Source organism: bacterium (assembly GCA_016708315.1).
Taxonomy (GTDB): Bacteria; Zixibacteria; MSB-5A5; order CAIYYT01; family CAIYYT01; genus JADJGC01.
This window is the reverse complement of the sequence record JADJGC010000013.1, coordinates 19008-37876: the sequence shown is the minus strand read 5'-3', so window position 1 is coordinate 37876 and position 18869 is coordinate 19008. Positions and strand designations below refer to the sequence as shown.

At 51.9% G+C, this 18869-nt stretch carries 20 protein-coding genes; 15 read left to right on the top strand and 5 right to left on the bottom strand.

Annotated elements, in window-relative coordinates; all coding sequences use genetic code 11:
- Positions 1-80: 80 nt before the first annotated feature.
- The 5 genes from IPH59_10790 to IPH59_10770 form a co-directional block, all read right to left on the bottom strand.
- Positions 81-1910, bottom strand: coding sequence for a glycosyltransferase family 2 protein (locus IPH59_10790; GenBank protein ID MBK7092182.1), 1830 nt, complete (start codon positions 1908-1910; stop codon positions 81-83).
- Positions 1907-2383, bottom strand: coding sequence for a hypothetical protein (locus IPH59_10785; protein ID MBK7092181.1), 477 nt, complete (start codon positions 2381-2383; stop codon positions 1907-1909). Before IPH59_10785 ends, IPH59_10790 begins: the two co-directional genes overlap by 4 nt.
- Before the next feature lie 4 nt (positions 2384-2387).
- On the bottom strand, positions 2388-4091 hold the full coding sequence (locus tag IPH59_10780; GenBank protein MBK7092180.1) for a hypothetical protein: 1704 nt from the start codon (positions 4089-4091) through the stop codon (positions 2388-2390).
- A 144-nt stretch (positions 4092-4235) separates the two neighbouring features.
- Positions 4236-4922, bottom strand: a complete 687-nt coding sequence (locus IPH59_10775) for a glycosyltransferase family 2 protein (protein MBK7092179.1) — start codon at positions 4920-4922, stop codon at positions 4236-4238.
- 35 nt (positions 4923-4957) lie between these two features.
- A complete protein-coding gene (locus tag IPH59_10770) occupies positions 4958-5620 on the bottom strand; it encodes a class I SAM-dependent methyltransferase (GenBank protein MBK7092178.1) in 663 nt (220 codons plus the stop codon).
- Positions 5621-5916: 296 nt separating this feature from the next.
- Here IPH59_10770 and lepB (IPH59_10765) point away from each other — a divergent pair, with 296 nt between their 5' ends.
- The 15 genes from lepB (IPH59_10765) to IPH59_10695 all read left to right on the top strand — a co-directional run bounded on the left by lepB (IPH59_10765) (position 5917) and on the right by IPH59_10695 (position 18856).
- Positions 5917-6666, top strand: coding sequence for a signal peptidase I (gene lepB, locus IPH59_10765; GenBank protein MBK7092177.1), 750 nt, complete (start codon positions 5917-5919; stop codon positions 6664-6666).
- An 8-nt stretch (positions 6667-6674) separates the two neighbouring features.
- Positions 6675-7403 (top strand): signal peptidase I, encoded by a 729-nt coding sequence (gene lepB, locus IPH59_10760; GenBank protein MBK7092176.1) that lies wholly within the window; start codon positions 6675-6677, stop codon positions 7401-7403.
- A 211-nt stretch (positions 7404-7614) separates the two neighbouring features.
- Positions 7615-8235: an ABC transporter ATP-binding protein gene (locus IPH59_10755; GenBank protein MBK7092175.1), complete on the top strand. Its 621-nt coding sequence runs from the start codon at positions 7615-7617 to the stop codon at positions 8233-8235.
- Positions 8183-8887 carry a heme exporter protein CcmB gene (locus tag IPH59_10750; protein MBK7092174.1) on the top strand — a complete coding sequence of 235 codons (705 nt, stop codon included), beginning with the start codon at positions 8183-8185 and terminating at the stop codon, positions 8885-8887. The genes IPH59_10755 and IPH59_10750 overlap by 53 nt, the downstream gene beginning before the upstream one ends.
- On the top strand, positions 8880-9539 hold the full coding sequence (gene ccsA / locus IPH59_10745; GenBank protein ID MBK7092173.1) for a cytochrome c biogenesis protein CcsA: 660 nt from the start codon (positions 8880-8882) through the stop codon (positions 9537-9539). Before IPH59_10750 ends, ccsA (IPH59_10745) begins: the two co-directional genes overlap by 8 nt.
- Before the next feature lie 7 nt (positions 9540-9546).
- Positions 9547-9660 (top strand): CcmD family protein, encoded by a 114-nt coding sequence (locus tag IPH59_10740; GenBank protein MBK7092172.1) that lies wholly within the window; start codon positions 9547-9549, stop codon positions 9658-9660.
- The gene (locus tag IPH59_10735; protein MBK7092171.1) at positions 9657-10025 is read left to right on the top strand and encodes a cytochrome c maturation protein CcmE; all 369 of its coding nucleotides are present in this window, start codon (positions 9657-9659) and stop codon (positions 10023-10025) included. Before IPH59_10740 ends, IPH59_10735 begins: the two co-directional genes overlap by 4 nt.
- A 1-nt stretch (position 10026) precedes the next feature.
- Entirely contained in the window at positions 10027-12282 is a 2256-nt protein-coding gene (gene ccsA, locus IPH59_10730; protein MBK7092170.1) for a cytochrome c biogenesis protein CcsA, read from the top strand.
- Between the two features lie 122 nt (positions 12283-12404).
- The gene (locus IPH59_10725) at positions 12405-13232 is read left to right on the top strand and encodes a DUF885 family protein (GenBank protein ID MBK7092169.1); all 828 of its coding nucleotides are present in this window, start codon (positions 12405-12407) and stop codon (positions 13230-13232) included.
- Complete coding sequence (locus IPH59_10720; protein ID MBK7092168.1) at positions 13144-14046, top strand: DUF885 domain-containing protein; 903 nt, start codon at positions 13144-13146, stop codon at positions 14044-14046. The genes IPH59_10725 and IPH59_10720 overlap by 89 nt, the downstream gene beginning before the upstream one ends.
- A gap of 53 nt (positions 14047-14099) precedes the next feature.
- Complete coding sequence (trxA, locus tag IPH59_10715; protein MBK7092167.1) at positions 14100-14426, top strand: thioredoxin; 327 nt, start codon at positions 14100-14102, stop codon at positions 14424-14426.
- Positions 14423-14836, top strand: coding sequence for a CoA-binding protein (locus IPH59_10710; GenBank protein ID MBK7092166.1), 414 nt, complete (start codon positions 14423-14425; stop codon positions 14834-14836). The genes trxA and IPH59_10710 overlap by 4 nt, the downstream gene beginning before the upstream one ends.
- A gap of 195 nt (positions 14837-15031) precedes the next feature.
- Positions 15032-15859 (top strand): rhomboid family intramembrane serine protease, encoded by an 828-nt coding sequence (locus IPH59_10705; protein ID MBK7092165.1) that lies wholly within the window; start codon positions 15032-15034, stop codon positions 15857-15859.
- Positions 15856-16866: a response regulator gene (locus tag IPH59_10700; GenBank protein ID MBK7092164.1), complete on the top strand. Its 1011-nt coding sequence runs from the start codon at positions 15856-15858 to the stop codon at positions 16864-16866. The genes IPH59_10705 and IPH59_10700 overlap by 4 nt, the downstream gene beginning before the upstream one ends.
- Before the next feature lie 67 nt (positions 16867-16933).
- On the top strand, positions 16934-18856 hold the full coding sequence (locus tag IPH59_10695) for a thioredoxin family protein (GenBank protein MBK7092163.1): 1923 nt from the start codon (positions 16934-16936) through the stop codon (positions 18854-18856).
- Positions 18857-18869 lie beyond the last annotated feature (13 nt).

The window sequence follows — 18869 nt, the reverse complement described above, 5'->3', positions numbered from 1 at the left end:
CATAAGAAAAGTCGGGTTCCGGCAACTGCAGGAACCCGACTTCATTTACTCAACTGTCAACTGATACTCAGCTCGATAATCTAAGCATCCTCACCCTTGTTGTCGTTATCAACCGGCAACTCACGCACTTTGATTGTCGTCGGTCGATCCGGAATGTCGGCGCCATTCTGACGCGGTGCATTCGCGTCTGATGAGCCTGACGGCTCACTGGATGACGACGGCGTGTTCATCGGTCGAACCCGGCGCGCACGGCGGCCACTGCGGTATTGATGACGCTGTGCCTGCTCACCCTGCGGCTGGCGATCTTCCGAAGATGACTTGTCGCCAAAATCCAACTCCTGAGGTTCGTTGCTGGCAACTTCAGGCGAAGCTTGCGGCTCAGAAACGGGAGTTTGTGGAACATACACTTCCCGCTCGACACGCGGCTCTGGTGTGAATGTCGGAGTTTCTCTCACTTCCGGTTCAGCGGCGATAAACGGCGGCTCGACGTTTTCCGTCGGTGGTGCTACCTGCCGATTGTCGGGGCGTGCTTCGCGATCCGGTCTGCGGTCGCGGTCTCCGCGTTGCGGGCGGCGATCATCGCGGCCACGGCGTCCATCCGGACGATTGTCGCGACGATTCTCGCGTGGTGGGCGTTGCTCGCGCGGCGCTTCAACTGGTGCCGCTTCGCGCGCTTCTTCCGGTTTTACCTCGCGACGCTCTTCACGGCGTTCTTCCCGGCGTGGTTCTTCGCGACGTGGTCCGCGAGCGTCTCGCGAATCTCGCGAGTCACGGGGGTCGCGACGGCGCGAGTCGGGACGCGAATCGGTTCGTGTATCACGGCGTTCAGGACGGCGACCTTCTTGACGTACTTCCGGTGTCCGCTCATCGACGCGGTCATCGCTTCGTTCATAGTGGCGAGTTTCGGAGTCATCCGGAATGGCGTTCATACGAACACCTGACCGTCGTGCCAATTCATCCAACAAACGTTGATTCTGCGTTCTCATTTCGCCGAGCGAATCGCGCAAGTAGACCAACGCTTCGGTGATAATACCCATTACGAATGTCACCAATGCGGCAAGTTCAAATAGTATGACCGCATACAATAACGGCCGTGGTGAAATCACACCCGGGACTGGGTAAAATCGTAAGACGACAGCGCCAGCGCCGATGAGAAAGCCAATGAAGAAGAACCACAGCGCCAGTCTGCCGAACAAGTGCATCGGATCACCGAATACCGATACTTGAAACTTGACGGCGATAAGATCCGTCAGTCCCTTGAGAATGCGCGACTTGCCGGCGAATTTGCTCTTGCCGGAATGGCGCTTCTGCAATGTGACCGGCACCTCGCGGACAACGTAGTCCTTGGTGGCGGCAAAGGCGGCGAGGTAGCGGTGCCACCCTTCACGCATCGTCGGAAATTCATTGTAGACTTCGCGAGTAAATGCCTTTACCGAATTCATGTCGCTGACCTTGAGTTTCGGGAATAGCATCCGCGTCATCATGTTGTAGATTCCCGACACCAGCCACTTGCCGTAATGCCCCTGCTTCTTGCCGCAGACCATATCGGCGCCGTTGTCGATCGATTCGATCATCTTGGGGATGTCGCGCGGATGGAACTGGAGATCGGCTGGATAAAACACCAGAATGTCTCCCTTTGCCTGCGCGAACCCCTTGGTCAGGGCGCTGGTCAGCCCCAGTCTGACACGGTTCTTGACAATCCGCGCCCAGCGATAGCGGCGCACCGCTTCGACCATTTTCTGTTCGGTCCGATCGGTCGATCCGTCATTGACGTACACGACTTCAACACCATACTTCATCGAGCTGATAACTTTCGCCAGTTCCTCGGTGAGCGGATCGATGTTGCCCTCTTCGTTGTGAGCCGGGATTACAATCGAGACCTTGGTATAATTACTGTGTCTTCCGTTCATTTTTTTCGTCTTTCGAGTTGGTTGATCATGTCTGCCAGGCGGGAGTCATTCGGAAATGCCCGACCTGCAGTTTCCAGGTATACAAGCGCAGAATCGAAGTAGGCAGGATTCTGTTTAGATCCGCCGAGATTGAGGAAGCAAGTACCCATATTGAGCGCGCTCACACCGTCACCGGGAGAGAATGCCTGCGCCTTGCGATAGCTTTCAATCGCCCGCTCATGTTGGCTGGCGGCATTAAGCGCATCGCCGACGAGCAGGTTGGCCGAATAGTTCGGCACGTTGCTATCAATGTACTTCTTCAAGTAGAACTCTGCCGAATCAGCCTGATTCGCGACAGTGAACACCTGGGCACGTTCAAAATCGGTCGGCTGATAGTTGCGCGCCTCGGCATTTGGCGAGGCCGCAGTGATGCGGAAGAGTTTGATCGGAAAACCGCGGACAAAGTAGCGAGTGACGATCTCTGCGCGGCTCATCACTTCAGGGGTATTGCTCGCGCGCGGCTTTCTCGTTGCCCTCGTCCATAATCAAGTGAGTTATGGGGTAGGTGGCAAAAAACTCCGGATCGAATTTCATGCTAAACATGTGATGCACATATTTGAGTCGATTCTCCAGCGTGAGAGCGACAGCATACGATCCAGAAAGAACCGCATCCTTATTCAGGATGGCGGCAAGATCACGGTCGGCAGTGATCAAACTATATTGCCGGGATTTCGTCCAGCTCGTGAACTGCACAACACCGACCACTACTATCGTCGCAAGCATTGCAACGGAGAAGTATTGGCCCGTCTTGCGCCAGTTCATTTCGAGACTGCCTAACCAGCGGGTCAGGTAAACCAGGGCAACACCGGCGCCAAAGAACAGCAATGAATACAGAATGACAGAATTCAAAACTGTATCGCGGGTGTTGCTTGTACCGCCCGAAGCGGTAAGCTGCAAAAATCCGGCGCCGATCAAAGGCATCAAGAAGAGTCCGCAGATCAGCACGAAGTATATAACCTTCGGCGAGGTGCGCGCCTTCTTGTCACGCTTTTCGCTGTTTTTCACCCAGTCCCAGGGAAGCGCAATCAGAAGTCCCGCCAGTGCCATGAGCGGAAACATCAGCGCCGTCTGGTATCGCAACGGGCGATAGTTCCAGGGGAACAGCGTCAAATAGCCAAACACGAACCACAGGAATAGAATCAGCCAGCCGACATTGAACGACTGAAGCATCTTCCGGTCACGCAAACTTCTCAGTATTGAGAATAGCACTACTACTCCTGAAATGGCTCCAAGCACCACTACGAATGGCAGCTTCTGTAAAAACTCGCTTTCCCAGAGCAAGCTGATCAGATGCCACAGGAAGTACTGGACATCCTGGAAACCGCGCGGTGCGCCGTAAAGCCCCAAGCCTTGTTCGTGGAGATAGTATTTGACCTGTTCGGTGTAAGGCAGATAGCTGAAGAACAGCCAGAAAAGTGCTACCACAAGATAACCACCGCAGAAAATCAGCCCCAGCCGGATGGTGTTCTTGCGCTCTTCGGCGTTGACGAAGAAGAGAACCAAGAATGCCGCGATGTAGGCCCCGCCGATGCCGAGTGCCAGCATCTTGCCAAAAAACGCGGCCGCGCCGGCTGCAACACCGGCAAGCCCATAGAAAATGGTTCGCTTGCTGCCCAACGAGAAGAAGTAAAACGCCGCCGCCAACCAGACATTCTGCGATGCCTCCAGGAAAGGCGTTCGGCCAAAGAAAATGAGAATGAAACTAACCCCGGCGATGGCGGCAAACGCAATCGCTCCCAATCGAGAACCAAAGTTCTTGATTCCCAGAGCAATCATCGTAATCGCCAACATATTCAGCAGCACAGCCACAAGATTGCCTGCCGTCCTGCCGGTGCCTGCAAAAGTATAAACGATCCGCGCTGCCAGCGTTTGTGTCGAGCGCTCGTAGAGAATCCAGCGCTGGTCGTTGTACGGGTTGGCATTCCCGACATCGACGCTGTTCTTGGCGAACATGGTATACGCAAACGGATCGGTTGAGAAATCCTGCGAGCGCGTTATTCCGGCCGGCGGATCGGCATCGAGGTAGACAGTTCTCACAATCAACCCCAGCAACAGCACGACGCCAAGGACGATATAGAAATTCTTACCTTCTACGAATTTGGATAGATTTGCCGGAAAATTTGTGAGTTTAGAACCGCGCATTTACTTCCTGCTGTCGCTTTCGCTAAGTCCGGCGACAAAGCCTCCATTTGCAACATACCGATTGTCGACTTTCCGGCAAGGCTGATCTGTTTGCTGGAGCTGTCGAGTATGGTTGTTCACGGAGGACATCATTGTCTTGGCGAATCAATCGGTGAAGCGGTATCTGATGAGAGTCCAGATTGCTTCAACGCCGTCTTTCCAGTTGATCTTCTTGCCTTCGCTCACTTTGCGCGGATAATAAGAAATCGGCAGTTCACGAATCTTGATCCCCCGTTTGAGAACTTTGGCCGTGATCTCTGGACAAAACTCGAAACGTTCGCACTTGAGTGGAATGCTTTGCAGCAACTCCCGCGAGAATACTTTGTAGCAAGTCGGCTCATCTGTCAGGTTCGATCCATAGAGAATGTTTGTCACCCAGGTCACGACCTTTCCCCCCGCATAAAACATCGCACCAGAGTGGAGCTTGTTTTCCTTGCGATCGCGTGAGCCGTACATCACCTGACACTCACCTCGAAAGATCGGTTCGATCAACTGCTTGTAGTCATTCGGATCATATTCCAGATCAGCATCTTGAACAATCACGACATCGCCGGTTACATGTTCAAAACCGGTCCGCAGTGCGTAGCCCTTGCCCTTGTTCTTCTCATGGAAAACTACCTTGTGCGGTATGCCGTTACTCTTCAGCAGCTCCCTCGTCCCGTCAGTGGAAAAATCGTCAACAATGACAATTTCCTTCTCGACTGGGCCAATATCGGCAGCTTCAACACGCTTGAGTATCTTGTTGATCGTCTCAATCTCATTGTAGCATGGAATGACTATGGAAAGCTTCATCGTTGCGTCTCGCTAATCGGTGCTTTCGGGGAGTGCTATTTTTTCCACGAAGAGATACGGAACAAAGTGACCGGAAAGTAGAGTCTTCTTGTTTCAATCCGCTTCATGCCCTTCTCTTCAAGTCTGCGCTCAATGTCATAAATCGTGCGCAGGTGATTGTCGGCATTGAAAGCTTGCGGATTCGGGCTGGAGTTGCGCGCCCACACACGGCCCAGACGATAGAATGCAGATTCGGTCGGACCGGATAATATAAAATGACCATCGTCAGCCAAATTGGTAATGATGTGGTCAAGCAGATAGTCCAACTCATCGACGTGCTCCAGCACATCCAGCGCAAATATGCGGTCATACTTCTCGCCCAGCTTGGTAACTTCTTCGACGCTGTATCTGATGTCAGCCTTGATCTTCATCGTCTCGACCACCTTCAAAGCGGCGGTTGGATCAAGATCACAGCCCCGGATTATCGCTCCCGACTTATACAGATGCTTCATCAATACACCGGAGCCGCAGCCAAAATCAAAGATCTTCTTCCCTTTGACGTCTCCGGCAAGTTCAAGCGCCACTTCTGGGCGCTTCCAAAACAGCCAGTGCATCATCGGATTTTTGTGCATGTATGCTGCAAAAAACATCGGATCGGGGCATTCCGCCCAAATCTTCTTATATTCCGCCTGGTAGGCGGCATCTATCGCTGGTGCCATGTCTTTCCTTAATTCAAGCCTCTTTGACAAGGGCCAATTACACTATACCCGAAGCTTCCAGAGGATTTGTTCGCCCCATCTTAAGTCACATCTCCATTTTTGTCAAGGAGATAGGAAGCCGCGACAGCCAACTATTTTACTGGTAACGAGATGACTCCGTTTGACTGTATGTCGAAATGCGCCTATTCCCCTCGACGTTTCGTCGCCCTTGCGAATCATTTGAAACTTGCCCGGCAATGGGTCGTTATAAAAGCTGGTTGCAAGAGGATTTGGAATATGTTAGAGTCTCGTCCACGATGAAGATAAACAACAACGACTTGCGGAAAAACGACTTCGCCGACTTCAAAGGGTCCGTTCGAACGAAGTTCAACAAATTCCTTCGTTACTTTCGCCTCGTAATTCTGGCTGTCCTACTTGCCTTAATCATAAAGAGCGTCTTGGTTGAAGCGTACAATATTCCCTCAGAATCGATGGAAAATACCCTGTTGGTTGGTGACTTCCTCCTTGCCGACAAATTTACCTTCGGCCCGGAGATACCATTTACTGACATCAGAATGCCCGCCCTGCGCGATCCGCAAGTCGGTGATGTAATCGTGTTCCGCTTCCCTGACAACCCCACGAAGAACTTCATTAAGCGGGTAGTCGCGAAAGGCGGAGATGAAGTCCACCTGCTCGACAAGATCCTCTACGTCAATGGAAACCCGATAAACGAATCGCGATTCGCAATTCACTCCGATTCTATCATCATTCCGACCGGGACATCGCAGCCGCGCGACAACTTCGGCCCGATCACGATTCCGGTTGGTCACTACTTCGTTTTGGGCGACAATCGCGACAATTCGTCAGATTCTCGCTATTGGGGCACGGTTCCACGCGACATGATTTTCGGAAAAGCGCTGTTGGTTCATTGGTCGTGGAAACCTGATAGTGATGCTCCACAAGTAACATGGTGGAATCCTATTTCCATTTTGGGCGGTCTCGCGTATAATGTATATCACCTGCCGGAGCGCGTCCGTTGGAGCCGGCTGTTTCATTCAATCAATTAGGAGTCTAAATGTCGGATACAACGAGGACACGCAGAACCAGTGCTCGCAATTCGCGCCAATCGGTGTTGGCATCTACCTTCGGTACGGTCAAATCGCTTGCCTTTGCGTTCATCATGGCGCTCGTTATCAAGCACTCGGTCATTGAAGCGTATAACGTCCCGACAAGCTCCATGGAAGACACCATTCTCGTCGGTGATTTCCTGCTCGCCAACAAATTCATCTATGGAATCCACATCCCGCTGACAGGCATTACCGTTCAAGGATTGCGTGATCCCAAACCCGGCGACATCGTCGTGTTCAAATTCCCTGGAGACTCAACCACCAACTATGTCAAACGCTGCGTCGCGGTCGGCGGCCAATCTGTGGAAGTCCGCGACAAAGAACTGTATGTTGACGGCGTCTTGGTTCCACATTTCGAACACCAGAAATTCAATGATCCGGGTATCGACCGTCGGCGCGATTTTTTCGGACCCTACCGTGTGCCAGCCGGACACTTCTTCATGATGGGTGACAATCGCGACGACTCTTACGACTCTCGTTATTGGGGACCTGTACCGAAGAGATTCGTACTGGGAAAGGCGTTGGTTGTACATTGGTCGTGGGGCGCGGCACCTGATCCCGATGCACCAAAATTCGAATGGACGAATCCGTTGTCGTGGCCGAGCGGTTTCTGGTACAATCTCATCCACTTTCACGAGCGCGTTCGTTGGGAACGTTTGGGTCAGGTCTTAAGCTAACCGTCGAACACACCCACTTCTTTCAGCCGGACCAATAATTCGGATTTGATTTGTCGTCTATAAGTCCAGCTTGGCGCTCCACTTCAAGACTTAATCTATCTTTTCGGGTGAGTTTCGGCGTCATCTTGTGAAAAATTTCGCAAAAAAGGGTTGACTTTCTCTTATATATCAATAAGTTTGTCGATAAGATATGGGGCATCTTGGAGAAGGTGTGACGACCGTCATCGAAGTGAGTGGAATTCAGAAGAACTTTGGCGACCGTAAGGTCCTCAAAGATATCAACTTCACTATAGAAACGCCTAATTCCATCGGAATTACCGGCCACAACGGTTCCGGTAAGTCTACTCTCATGAAAATCCTCGCCCAGATCATCGCTCCGACGAAGGGTAAAGTCACCATCAAGCACGACGGAAAAGAACTGCCCGCCGATCGTCACCTCGAAGTTATCAAAATGGTCGCTCCCGAAATGGCTCTTTATGAGATGCTGACTGCCTACGAAAATCTCGAATTCTTCGCCAAATTGGCTTCCGTACCGATGCCCAAATCTGAGCAGGATCGCCTTCTCGATCTGGTCGGTTTAGCCGGTCGCGGCGATGACTTTGTCGGCGCCTATTCTTCGGGGATGAAACAGCGCCTCAAATACGCTGTCGCCCTGCTCGCCAAGCCCGAGATTCTGCTTCTCGATGAGCCGACTTCAAATCTCGACGATGAAGGCAAACAGATCGTTGTCAATATCATGAAACAGCAACAGAACGAACGCATATTGATTATCGCTACCAATGAACAAGAGGACCTCAACCGTGTCGCAAGCGTCATCCGGCTGGACAACTAAAGCCATCGCCGTCCTGGTCAAGGACATGCGCACGGAACTGCGTACGCGCTATGCGCTGAATGCCTTGTTCATGTTTGCATTCACGACTCTTGTAGTCATCAGCTTTTCGCTGGGACAAACATCATTGACAATATCTGTCCACTCTGCCCTTTATTGGATAGTGATATTCTTCTCGGCAATGTCCGCTTTAGCTGGTGTGTTCATCAAGGAAGAGGACACTAAGACCGCACAGACCTTAAGGTTATATGCCCGACCGTCGATAATCTATACAGGCAAGTTGATTTACAACATTGTTCTACTGTTCATCCTCTGTTTGCTGATAACACCGCTGTACATTATTTTTATGCATATAGCGGTTCCTGATCCCGTACTATTCGGGGTGATCGTGGCGTTGGGCGCGATCGGTCTTGCAGGAGCAACAACCATCATTGGCGCGATAGTCGCTAAAGCGAATGTTCGCGGTGCACTGTTTGCTGTACTTTCATTCCCGGTGCTGCTGCCGCTCTTAGTCGCTGCAATCTCCGGGACGAACGCCGCCCTGAGCAACGAAGGTTGGGCCGGAGCGGAAAACGATGTAAAACTATTGACTGCCTATGCGGTTATAATGATTACGGCATCGACGGTCTTATTCGATTTTGTGTGGAATGGGTAGACAAGTACTTCAACTCGGTTTGTTTCTGATTCTGACCGGAGTCATCTGGTTCAGCTTCTCAACACCGGCCCCGCAGCAGCAAATTGGCGAGGCCTCGCGCATATTCTATTATCACATCCCGGTCGCGTGGTTGACCGTGGTAGCGTATGCCGTCAATCTGGTTTATTCGATTCGCTTTCTGAAGACCAAGTCTGAGCTTGATGACTATCGCGCTCTTTGGGCGGCAGAAATCGGCACGATGTTCTGTGTGTTGGCAACGATCAGCGGATCGTTATTCGCCAAGGTTACGTGGGGAATTTACTGGAACTGGAGCGAACCGCGCATGCTCTCGATTTTCGTCCTGCTGATGATCTACGGCGCCTACCTTGCGTTGCGTGGTGCGACATCGAGTCCGGAACGACGCGGCACCATGGCTGCAGTTTATTCGATCTTCGCATTTCCGACGGTGCCGTTCTTTATTTTCATCATGCCGCGGATGATGGCATCATTGCACCCTTCTGATTCGGTCGTCGATGCCAATATGAAATTCCAAATGTCCGGCGGAGTCGGCTGGATTTTCTTCACTTCCCTCGCCGCATTTACGGTGCTGTTCTTCTGGTTGTATGGATTAGGTGTCAGACTTCATAAGATTAAAATTTCCCGTTCGGAGTAAGTGATAAATGGAAACCTCGAATTACACGGTACTGTTCGCGAACTTGATAATCTGGGCAGGCATATTCCTGTTCCTTTTTAGGCTGGATAAGAAAGTTAAAGATATGGAGAAGATGAAATGAAAGTGAAACTGATCCTGGCGACGGTCATCGTCGTGTCAGTGGCAGCGTGGGGATTTAGTTCCTTCACAAAGTCAATGACATCGTACGTTGACTTCGGCGAAGCGCAAAAGCGCGCCTCACGCGTTCAGGTGATGGGCGCGGTCGACCACGAACACGTGGTGTACGATGTCGACAAGCAAGTGCTTGAATTTCCGATTACCGACGAAGGCGGCGTCACAATGACGGTTCGCTACGCTGGAACAATGCCGGGCAATTTCAGCCAGGCGACTCACGCAGTCTGCGTCGGCAAGTACAACGGCTCTCAATTTGATGCCGAACAGCTTCTCATCAAATGCCCGTCAAAGTATCAAGGAGAAGAGAGTTAAGATGCCAATTGGAAATACTCTTCTTGCAATTGCCTGCGCCACTTGCCTGGTGTCGCTGGTTGGATACGGCATGACCCTATTCAACCGTGAATCCATGGTAACCTTGGCGCGCAAGTCGTACTATATCTGCTCTGCAGCAATCGTGCTGATGTGCGCTTATTTCCTGATGCAGATTCTCAATCACAACTTCGCCCTCGAATACGTTCACGATTACTCATCGCGCGATCTTGGTCTGGGATTCCTGATTTCGACGTTCTGGGCCGGCCAAGTCGGTTCATTCACCTTGTGGCTATTCCTCATCACCATCATCGGTGTCTTCCTGATTCGTCGCGAAACGGAAAACCACTCGGCGGTAATGTTCTTCTACATGCTGGTTATCACCTTCTTCCTGACACTGCTTGTGGCACGCTCGCCATTTACCTTGATTCCGGCACAATTTCTGGCGCAATTCCCCGGTGGCATACCGCCGGACGGACAAGGACTGAATCCGCTCCTGCAAAATTACTGGATGGTTATCCATCCGCCGATTGTGTTCATCGGATTCTCCTTGTTGGCAGTGCCGTTTGCTTACGCGCTCGGAGCCTTGGCCAAGAACAACTACCGCGACTGGGTGAAGAACTCATTCCCTTGGACGGCTATTGCCTCCTTCTTCCTCGGCACCGGTATCTTCATGGGCGGTTATTGGGCGTATGAAACCCTCGGATGGGGTGGCTATTGGGCTTGGGACCCGGTCGAAAACACTTCGTTGATTCCGTGGATGATCAATCTCGCATTGATGCACGGCCTGCTGATCGAACGCAACAAAGGCGTGTTCCGCAGATCAAATCTCGTCATGGCGATCTTCGCCTTCCTGTTGGTCGTATACGGAACCTTCCTGACCAGATCCGGTGTGCTGGCTGATTTCTCGGTCCATTCGTTCACCGACCTCGGCATCTCAGGATATCTCGTTTTCTTCATGCTGTTCTTCCTGATACTCAGTACGGTTCTGCTCGTCGTCCGCGCAAAGGCAGCCAAGACCGGCTTCGGTATCAAGGACCCCTACTCTGTTGATTTTGCAATCGCAGTCGGGATATTCTTCCTCACACTGCTTTCGGTACTTACACTCGTTGGCACTTCCGCTCCGCTGATTACGCGAATTTTCGGCGAGCCGGCCAACGTCTCGATGGATTTCTATAACAAGACTGCATTGCCGATGGCGATAGTGCTGGCGCTGCTTGCCGGAATCTCGCCATTCCTCGTCTCAAAAGACCGTTCGTGGCCGACGCTGTTCAAGCGCCTGTCGCCGGCTTTGGGATTAGCGCTGGTCGGGACGGTTGTCTCAATCGTCTTCGGCGTAACGCAGTTCATGTATCTGCTGATGATCTTCATGGCGCTGTTTGCATTGTTCGGGAACATCTTTGTGATCTTTCTTCAGCCGGGCAAGATTGGCCTTCGCGCCGGCGGATTCGTTACCCACATGGGATTCGGCGTGATGATGGTCGGCATTGTCATTTCCTCCGCCTTCTCGCAGACGGAAATGGTCAACCTCTATTCGGGACAAGCCCCGGTCAACTCACTTGGTTATGACATCGCTTATTCCGGCATGGAGGGCGATCTGATGAACAAGGACAACGCTGTTCACCTCAAGGTCCAAGACGGCCACACCGAGTACTTGGCCGATCCGAAAATGTTCATCGCCAAGGAAAACCAGGGCATGATGCGCAAGCCGTTCATCCGGAAGTACTTCTTCCACGACCTGTATCTCTCGCCGCAGCAGCAGCAAAATGTCGGCGACGGCGACAAGCTGGTACTCACTCGCGGCGAAGCCAAACGCATTGGCGAGTTCGATGTGAAATTCACCAGCTTTGACATGGGCAACCACAGCGATCCTAACACGATGCAGGTTGGCGCTAATATCGAAGTTACGCACGCCGGGCAAACTCAGGTTATTACTCCAGTCATGGCATTCACGCAGGAAGGCAAACGCTTCTTCAAAGCAGATATGCCGAATGGCCAGGGCTCGGTGATGTTGAGTGATATACAAGCCGATGCCGGCATGGTTTCGCTTCAGTTTGCCGGAGTTCCGGGCATGGATGTGGTGGATCTGCTCGTACTTGAAGTCTCTACCAAACCGCTCATCAACATGGTGTGGCTCGGTTTGATCATGGTTTGCGTCGGCACATTCGTTTCGTTCATTCGCAGGCGCAAGATGCAATTCGCTGCTGTGCCGAACTATCAGGTTGCAAACGATAGTCCGACACGATCACTTACCGAATAAGCGCATCCAGCGCATTCACTGATTGTCAGGGCGACGGCTTGTGCCGCCGCCCTTTCTTTTCTCCAAAGTCTCGATTAAGCGTTTGGCGCTCGACTCACAATTCCCTATTTTCCCCAACCACTATGACTGAATCACAAACCTTTCAGAAGATTGCCGATGCCGCAGTCGACTACCTGTTGCAAAGTTCGCCGGTGCGGGCTACGCAAGCCGGGATTCACGACTATGATGCCCAACTCGATCGCATCGACCGCGCATCTCGAGCAGCAAGAAACCTTCAGCTTGGCGTGTTTATCGATCAGCTGAATCGCATCGACCCCACCGCGCTTTCCCGCGATGAGCGCTTCGATCTGCAGATACTCACTGGTAATCTCAATGCAGAAGTCATCTCCGATACTGTGTATCGCCGCTGGGACCGCGATCCGTCGCTTGCTCTGGAAGTAGCTCTCTATGGCTGTTTGGCTTTGGTGATGCGCGAATTCGCTCCGCTTGAAGAACGAATCGCCAACCTGATTGGGCGAGTCAAAAGCGTGACGCGCTTGCTCGATGAGTCCAAAGTTAATCTCGGTCTACAGGAAGATATCCCCACCGTATGGGCAGAAATGGCCGAAGACCTGTGCGCTTCGGCAGGGCCGTTCCTGCAATCACTTGTCGATGACATCGCTAAATCGAGCCCGCAACGCGATAATCTCGAGGTCGCTGTCGAGGCTGCAAAGTCCGCCGTCTCCGACTATCAGACATTTTTGAAATCGCAACTAACGCGTCGATCCCGTGGCTCTTACGCTTGTGGCTGGCCGACATTTTCGGCGCTTCTGAAAAATCTTCATGGCATCGAAACAACCGCCGAGGAGCTGATTGCTTTTGGTGAGTCAGAAATCATTCTCGTCAAGTCGCAGATCGAAGCTGTCGCGAAGAACGATCGACTCCGAAAAGACTGTCCCGGAACTCCTTGAAGAAATCAAATCGACTTTACCACCTGTCAAGAATCTTCTCGAAGTCTATCGCGATTACGTGAAAATTTCCGAGCAGTTTATCCGGCATAACAAGCTCATAACACTACCGGATGACATTGCTCTGGAAGTCATCCCGACACCGGAATTCGTCCGCCACACCTTTCCGTATGCGGCCTACTCGCCGCCTGCGCCTCTTGATAATAGCCAGAGAGGTCAATACTGGGTAACTCCGATTCCAGTAGACATCACGCCGGAAGATCGAGCATTGCTTCAGCGCAACCATAATCCCTATCAGGCGCACCTGATCTCGCTTCATGAGGGATTCCCCGGTCATCACGTTCAAATGACATTGGCAGCCAGCCTTTCGTCCCGCGTCCGTAAACTATTTGATTCCAACGTCTTTCTCGAAGGCTGGGCGCTCTATTGCGAAGAAATGATGTGGGAACAGGGCTACTTCAAGGACGTGCGCTACCGCCTTATGCAGTTGTATCTTGAATTGTGGCGCGCCTGTCGCGTGGTTATCGATGTTAAACTGCACACGGGATTGATGAGTTTCACCGAAGCGGTTAATCTTCTTGTAGAAACGGCACAATTGGATAAACTGAGTGCAATAGCGGAAGTGAAACGCTATTCGCAATCGCCGACCCAGCCGCTGAGTTATCTCGTCGGAAAAAGGCAGATTTTAAGTTTGAGAAGCGATTGCGAAAAGCTGTGGGGAGATCGATTTTCACTCTGCGAATTTCACGACCGTCTGTTGGGATTAGGCTCTGTGCCGATGAATTTGGCGCGAACCGCCCTGCTGGAACATTTGTAACAATGCATAGTTTTAGTCTTTGGATATTGTTTAGTATTTAGGAAGGAGTTCTCATGTCGAACGCAACCGCAGTATCAGATGCGACCTTTGAAGCCGAAGTTGTCAATAGCAGTGTTCCCGTGATTGTAGATTTCTGGGCCGAATGGTGCGGACCCTGCCGTATGATCGCCCCGATCCTCGACCAAATCGCCGAGGAATACAAGGGCCGTGTTAAGGTCGTCAAAGTAGACGTCGATTCCAACAGCCGGACCGCCTCGCAGTTCAGCGTAATGTCGATCCCCACGTTGCTCTTCTTCAAGGGCGGCAAGGTACAGGATCAGGTAGTCGGCGCGTTGCCCAAGAAGATGCTTCAAGAGAAGGTCGAGAAGTTTCTGGCATGAGCGAGTTTCAGAATCCGACCAATTCGGAAATCGACGAAATCCTCAAGAATTCCAAGAGGATTGCAGTCGTTGGAATGTCCTCCAAACCGGAACGGGCATCGCATGGCGTATCCAAGCGACTCATTGCCCGTGGGTATGAAGTCATTCCAGTAAATCCGACCGAAGCCGAAGTCCTCGGACTGAAGTCGTACGCCAGCCTCGGCGAAGTGCCGGGACAAATCGATATCGTCGATGTTTTCCGTCGCTCGGACCAGACTGACCCGATCATTGACGAAGCGATAGCCATCAAGGCAAAAGTGCTGTGGCTGCAGGAAGACGTTATCAATGACTCTGGAGCCAACCGTGCCAAGCAGGCTGGGCTGCAGGTCATCCAAGACCGCTGTATCGCCAAGGAATTGATGCGGTTATAGGCGGGCAGTAATAGAACTTCAAGCCGCCAGTTGGCCTTGTTGGCCGTGGCGGCTTGTCTTTTTTCAGTTGAGCTAAACTATTGGACTCAAACGCCGTTACTCCAGAGTAGAACAAATAGGCGCACACTACTTGCCAATTTTGACGTAAGTTGTTATACTCAAGCACGTAAACTACCGATACGTATTACAGGCACGATGATGATTCGCAACAGTACTTATCAGGAAACTTCATTCGGATTTCAGCAGGGAATCACTCCGGGGATTAAATATCTCCTGATTGCCAATGCCGGCGTGTTCGTGCTGCAGTACTTGCTGCCTGCATTCAATCTCGAACGCAATTTCGGTTTGGTCCCCTATGCGGTGTCGCACTCATTTGCCATTTGGCAATTGGCGACCTATATGTTCCTGCATGGCGGGCTGATGCATATATTCTTCAATATGTTCGCGCTTTACATGTTCGGCACCGACCTTGAACGTCAATGGGGCACGCGCGAATTCCTGAAATTCTATTTCGTTACCGGTGTCGGTGCGGCTATCATCACGACCCTCTTACAGGTCAATAGCACCATTCCGGTCATCGGCGCTTCCGGCGCTATCTACGGTATTCTCGTGGCTTTTGCCGTGCTTTATCCAAATCGACTGGTCTATATTTGGTTTCTATTTCCGATAAAAGTAAAGTACCTTGTGATGGTGCTGATCGGCCTCGGTGTCTTGGCTTCCTGGAGCCAGCACAACGACGGTATCGCGCACTTTACTCACCTCGGCGGAGCCCTGATCGGGTACCTTTATTTGAAAGCCGACTGGCGGCTCGTTCGCTGGCTTTCGCCGGTAAAGAACTACTTTCGTCGATTCAAGAAAGGACCAAAACTGGTTCAAACTAAGCGTCAACCGGATGAATTGATGGACGAAGTTGATCGTATTCTGGATCGGATCACCGAACTGGGCGGTTACGAAAACTTGAGCGAGCGCGAGAAGAAGATTCTTGATAGCGCTTCCAAGAAACTATCGGAGCGTCAAAAATGACCATACGCAAAAAAATCCTCGTCGCCGACGCCTCGGAAACCATCATTGCCGTCTGTCGCAAGTTGCTCACTCAACACGGCTATGAGGTCAATCTCTTCCAGGACGGCACCAAAGCGCTGGAAGAACTCAAGCGCACCGACTACGATTTAGCGGTAATCGCAACTGCCACTCAGACCGTTACCGGTTACTTCATTGTTGAAGAACTAAAGAAGGACCGCGTCAAAGCGCAGATGCCGATCTTGATGCTGCTCGGCAGCTCAGAACTGCTCGATACAAGAGAACTCGTGCAAATTTCTCCCAACGAAACACTCAGCAAACCGTTTTCGCCCCAAGAACTGCTGTTCAAGATCGACCGGCTTATCAAGCTCGGATCAACTGATAGCCAGAGCCAGCAAGAGCCGGATAACGACATCGAGAGCCTTTTGGCTGATGACGAAAACAGCTTCGAGAAGAAGATCTCCAGCGCTACTGATAAGATATTCCTGAGTATGCTCAAGCAGAGCACCAACGACCCGCCGGAAAACAAGCGCGAACGCCCCAAGCTGGATAAACTCGATCTGACCGAAGACCAGTACGATGTCGAAGCTTCGCGGCCGGAAGCTCGCTATGAAGACACCCCGCACGACTACGACTGGTTCATCCGTGAAATGGGCGGCGAAGAGCCGCGCAAGATGGAAGCCAAGCCGTTTATACCGCCCGGAACAACCGGCAAGTTTCAGATCGAAGAAATCGGCAGCACAAAGATTTCGCTCGATCAACTGAAGAAAATGCAGTCGACTGAAGAAGACAGCAAAACTAAGGTCTATATCGAAAAGCTCAACGCCCCGCTTGAGCCCGATACCGATTTGCGCGGTCCCGCGCGAGACGGTTCAGGTAAGCCCGACGTACGGGCGCAATTCCTCAAGTTCTTCGCCGAAGCTTTGGCGAAGGAAATCGTCAAAAATGTCGACTTCGGCAAGATCATGACGAGACTTGAAGAAATGACCAATGTCAAGCAAGAGAAATAGTCTTGATTCTTGCGTCTTTCCCGTGTTTAATAATCCCCTAAGAATGTATAACCCAGAGATGAGACCGATGCGACGCTTTCATATTGGCCGAATAGTCCTAACTAATCTGACACTTCTGCTCATGCTGTGCGGCTTGGCATCCGCGCAGGAGAATCTTGAGTTTTCCGGATTCGGCAATCGAATTGAAGACAGCAAAATTGTCCAGGTCCGTTCGGTACTTTCGGTTTCTTCAGTCGCAGCAGGCAGGACCTACGAAGCCGCAGTAATAGCCGAAATAGCACCAGAATGGCATATCAACTCCTCGCAACCCCACGAAAGCTTTCTAATCCCTGCGAAAGTTGCATTTGACACTCTTCCCGGAATTACACCGCGAACCGTGCTATATCCGCCCGCCCACGATGTACAGCTTATCGGCGAGTTGATGTCGGTATACGAAGGCAATGTTGTATTCAAATTCAAGATCGATGTCGCATCAAACGTCGCCGCCGGTAACTATGTCGTTCCGGTGCGACTCAGATTTCAGCCCTGTGACAACAATGAATGCCGCGGACCACAAACGGTCAGCGTTGACATTCCACTCTCAGTTGGCGAGTTGGGCGCCCCGTTACACGAGGACATATTCGGCGCGCCCGTTCAATCTTTGACAACAGCACCGCAGAAGACGGCTCAAGCGGCACAAACAACTGAATCGGTTCAAGACGACAACGAAATTCAGAAGCTGATCGATAAGCACGGATTCTGGGGCTACTTGATTGCACTCGGGTTGGCATTCGTAACCGGTCTGTTACTCTCGTTTTCACCCTGCACCTATCCGATGATCCCGATTACAGTAAGCATTTTCGCCGGTCAACAGCGCTCATTGTGGCGCGGCTTCGTGATGTCGCTCTTCTACGTCGGCTCCATGGCCGTGGTCTACGGAATCATGGGACTGATCGTCTCGCTGGTTGGTGGTGTATTCGGGGCGTGGCTCGCAAGTCCGGCAGTGGTGATCGGTATCGCCATCGTGTTCGTCATCTTCTCGCTGTCGATGTTTGGCGTGTACGAGCTTCAAGTTCCCGCATCACTACGCAACCGCCTTGGCCGCCAGTCAGGCGGTGGCATCGGCGGCGCGATTGTGCTCGGTGTTGTTGCAGCACTGGTGGTATCGCCTTGCGTTGGTCCTTTTGTCGCAGGCATATTGCTCTATATCGCGACAGCTGGATCTCCTGTAATCGGATTCCTCGTTCTCTTCGTTTTCGCAATTGGTCTGGGAACACTGTATATCATCATCGGAACGTTTTCATCAGCTATCAGTGCCCTTCCCGGCTCAGGCGGCTGGATGGAGCAAGTGAAGAAGTTCTTCGGCTTCGTCCTCTTGCTGATGGCCATTTACTTCCTCAAGACCATCGTCTCTGCTGAAGTCACCGCTCTTGTCACCGCTCTGTTGCTTCTGGCACTCGGCGTGTTTGGCGGCGGACTCGACCGGCTGACTCCGGAATCAGGATTCTTCCTTCGCCTCAAGAAGTTCGTCGGCATTCTCGCACTCATCGTCGGCGTGTACTTACTTGGCGGTACGATCTTGCGTCAGGGACTAATTCTGCCTCCTGCATCGGAGTGGCTGCCGACTGCAACAGCCAATTCGACAGCGAGCGAATCATCGTTGATAAGTTGGAGCACCGACATGGAAGCCGCTCTGGCACAGGCCAAAAGTGAAGGCAAGCCGGTGTTGATCGACACCTGGGCAACCTGGTGTGTCAACTGCAAGATTCTCGAGAAGAAGACATTCGGCAATCAGGCGGTTGCCGATGAAGCACAGCGCTTTGTTGCACTCAAAGTTCAATTGGAGAATTCCGACACGCCCATCACCAAAGACTTCATGGCGCGCTTTGGTCTCAAGCATTATTCACTGCCCACTACACTGCTGCTCGACTCCTCGGGAAACGTGAAACGAATTCTCCAAGGCGTGGTTGAGCCTGATGATATGATCGCGGAAATGCGCAAGGTCAGTTAGTTCTCTCAACTCT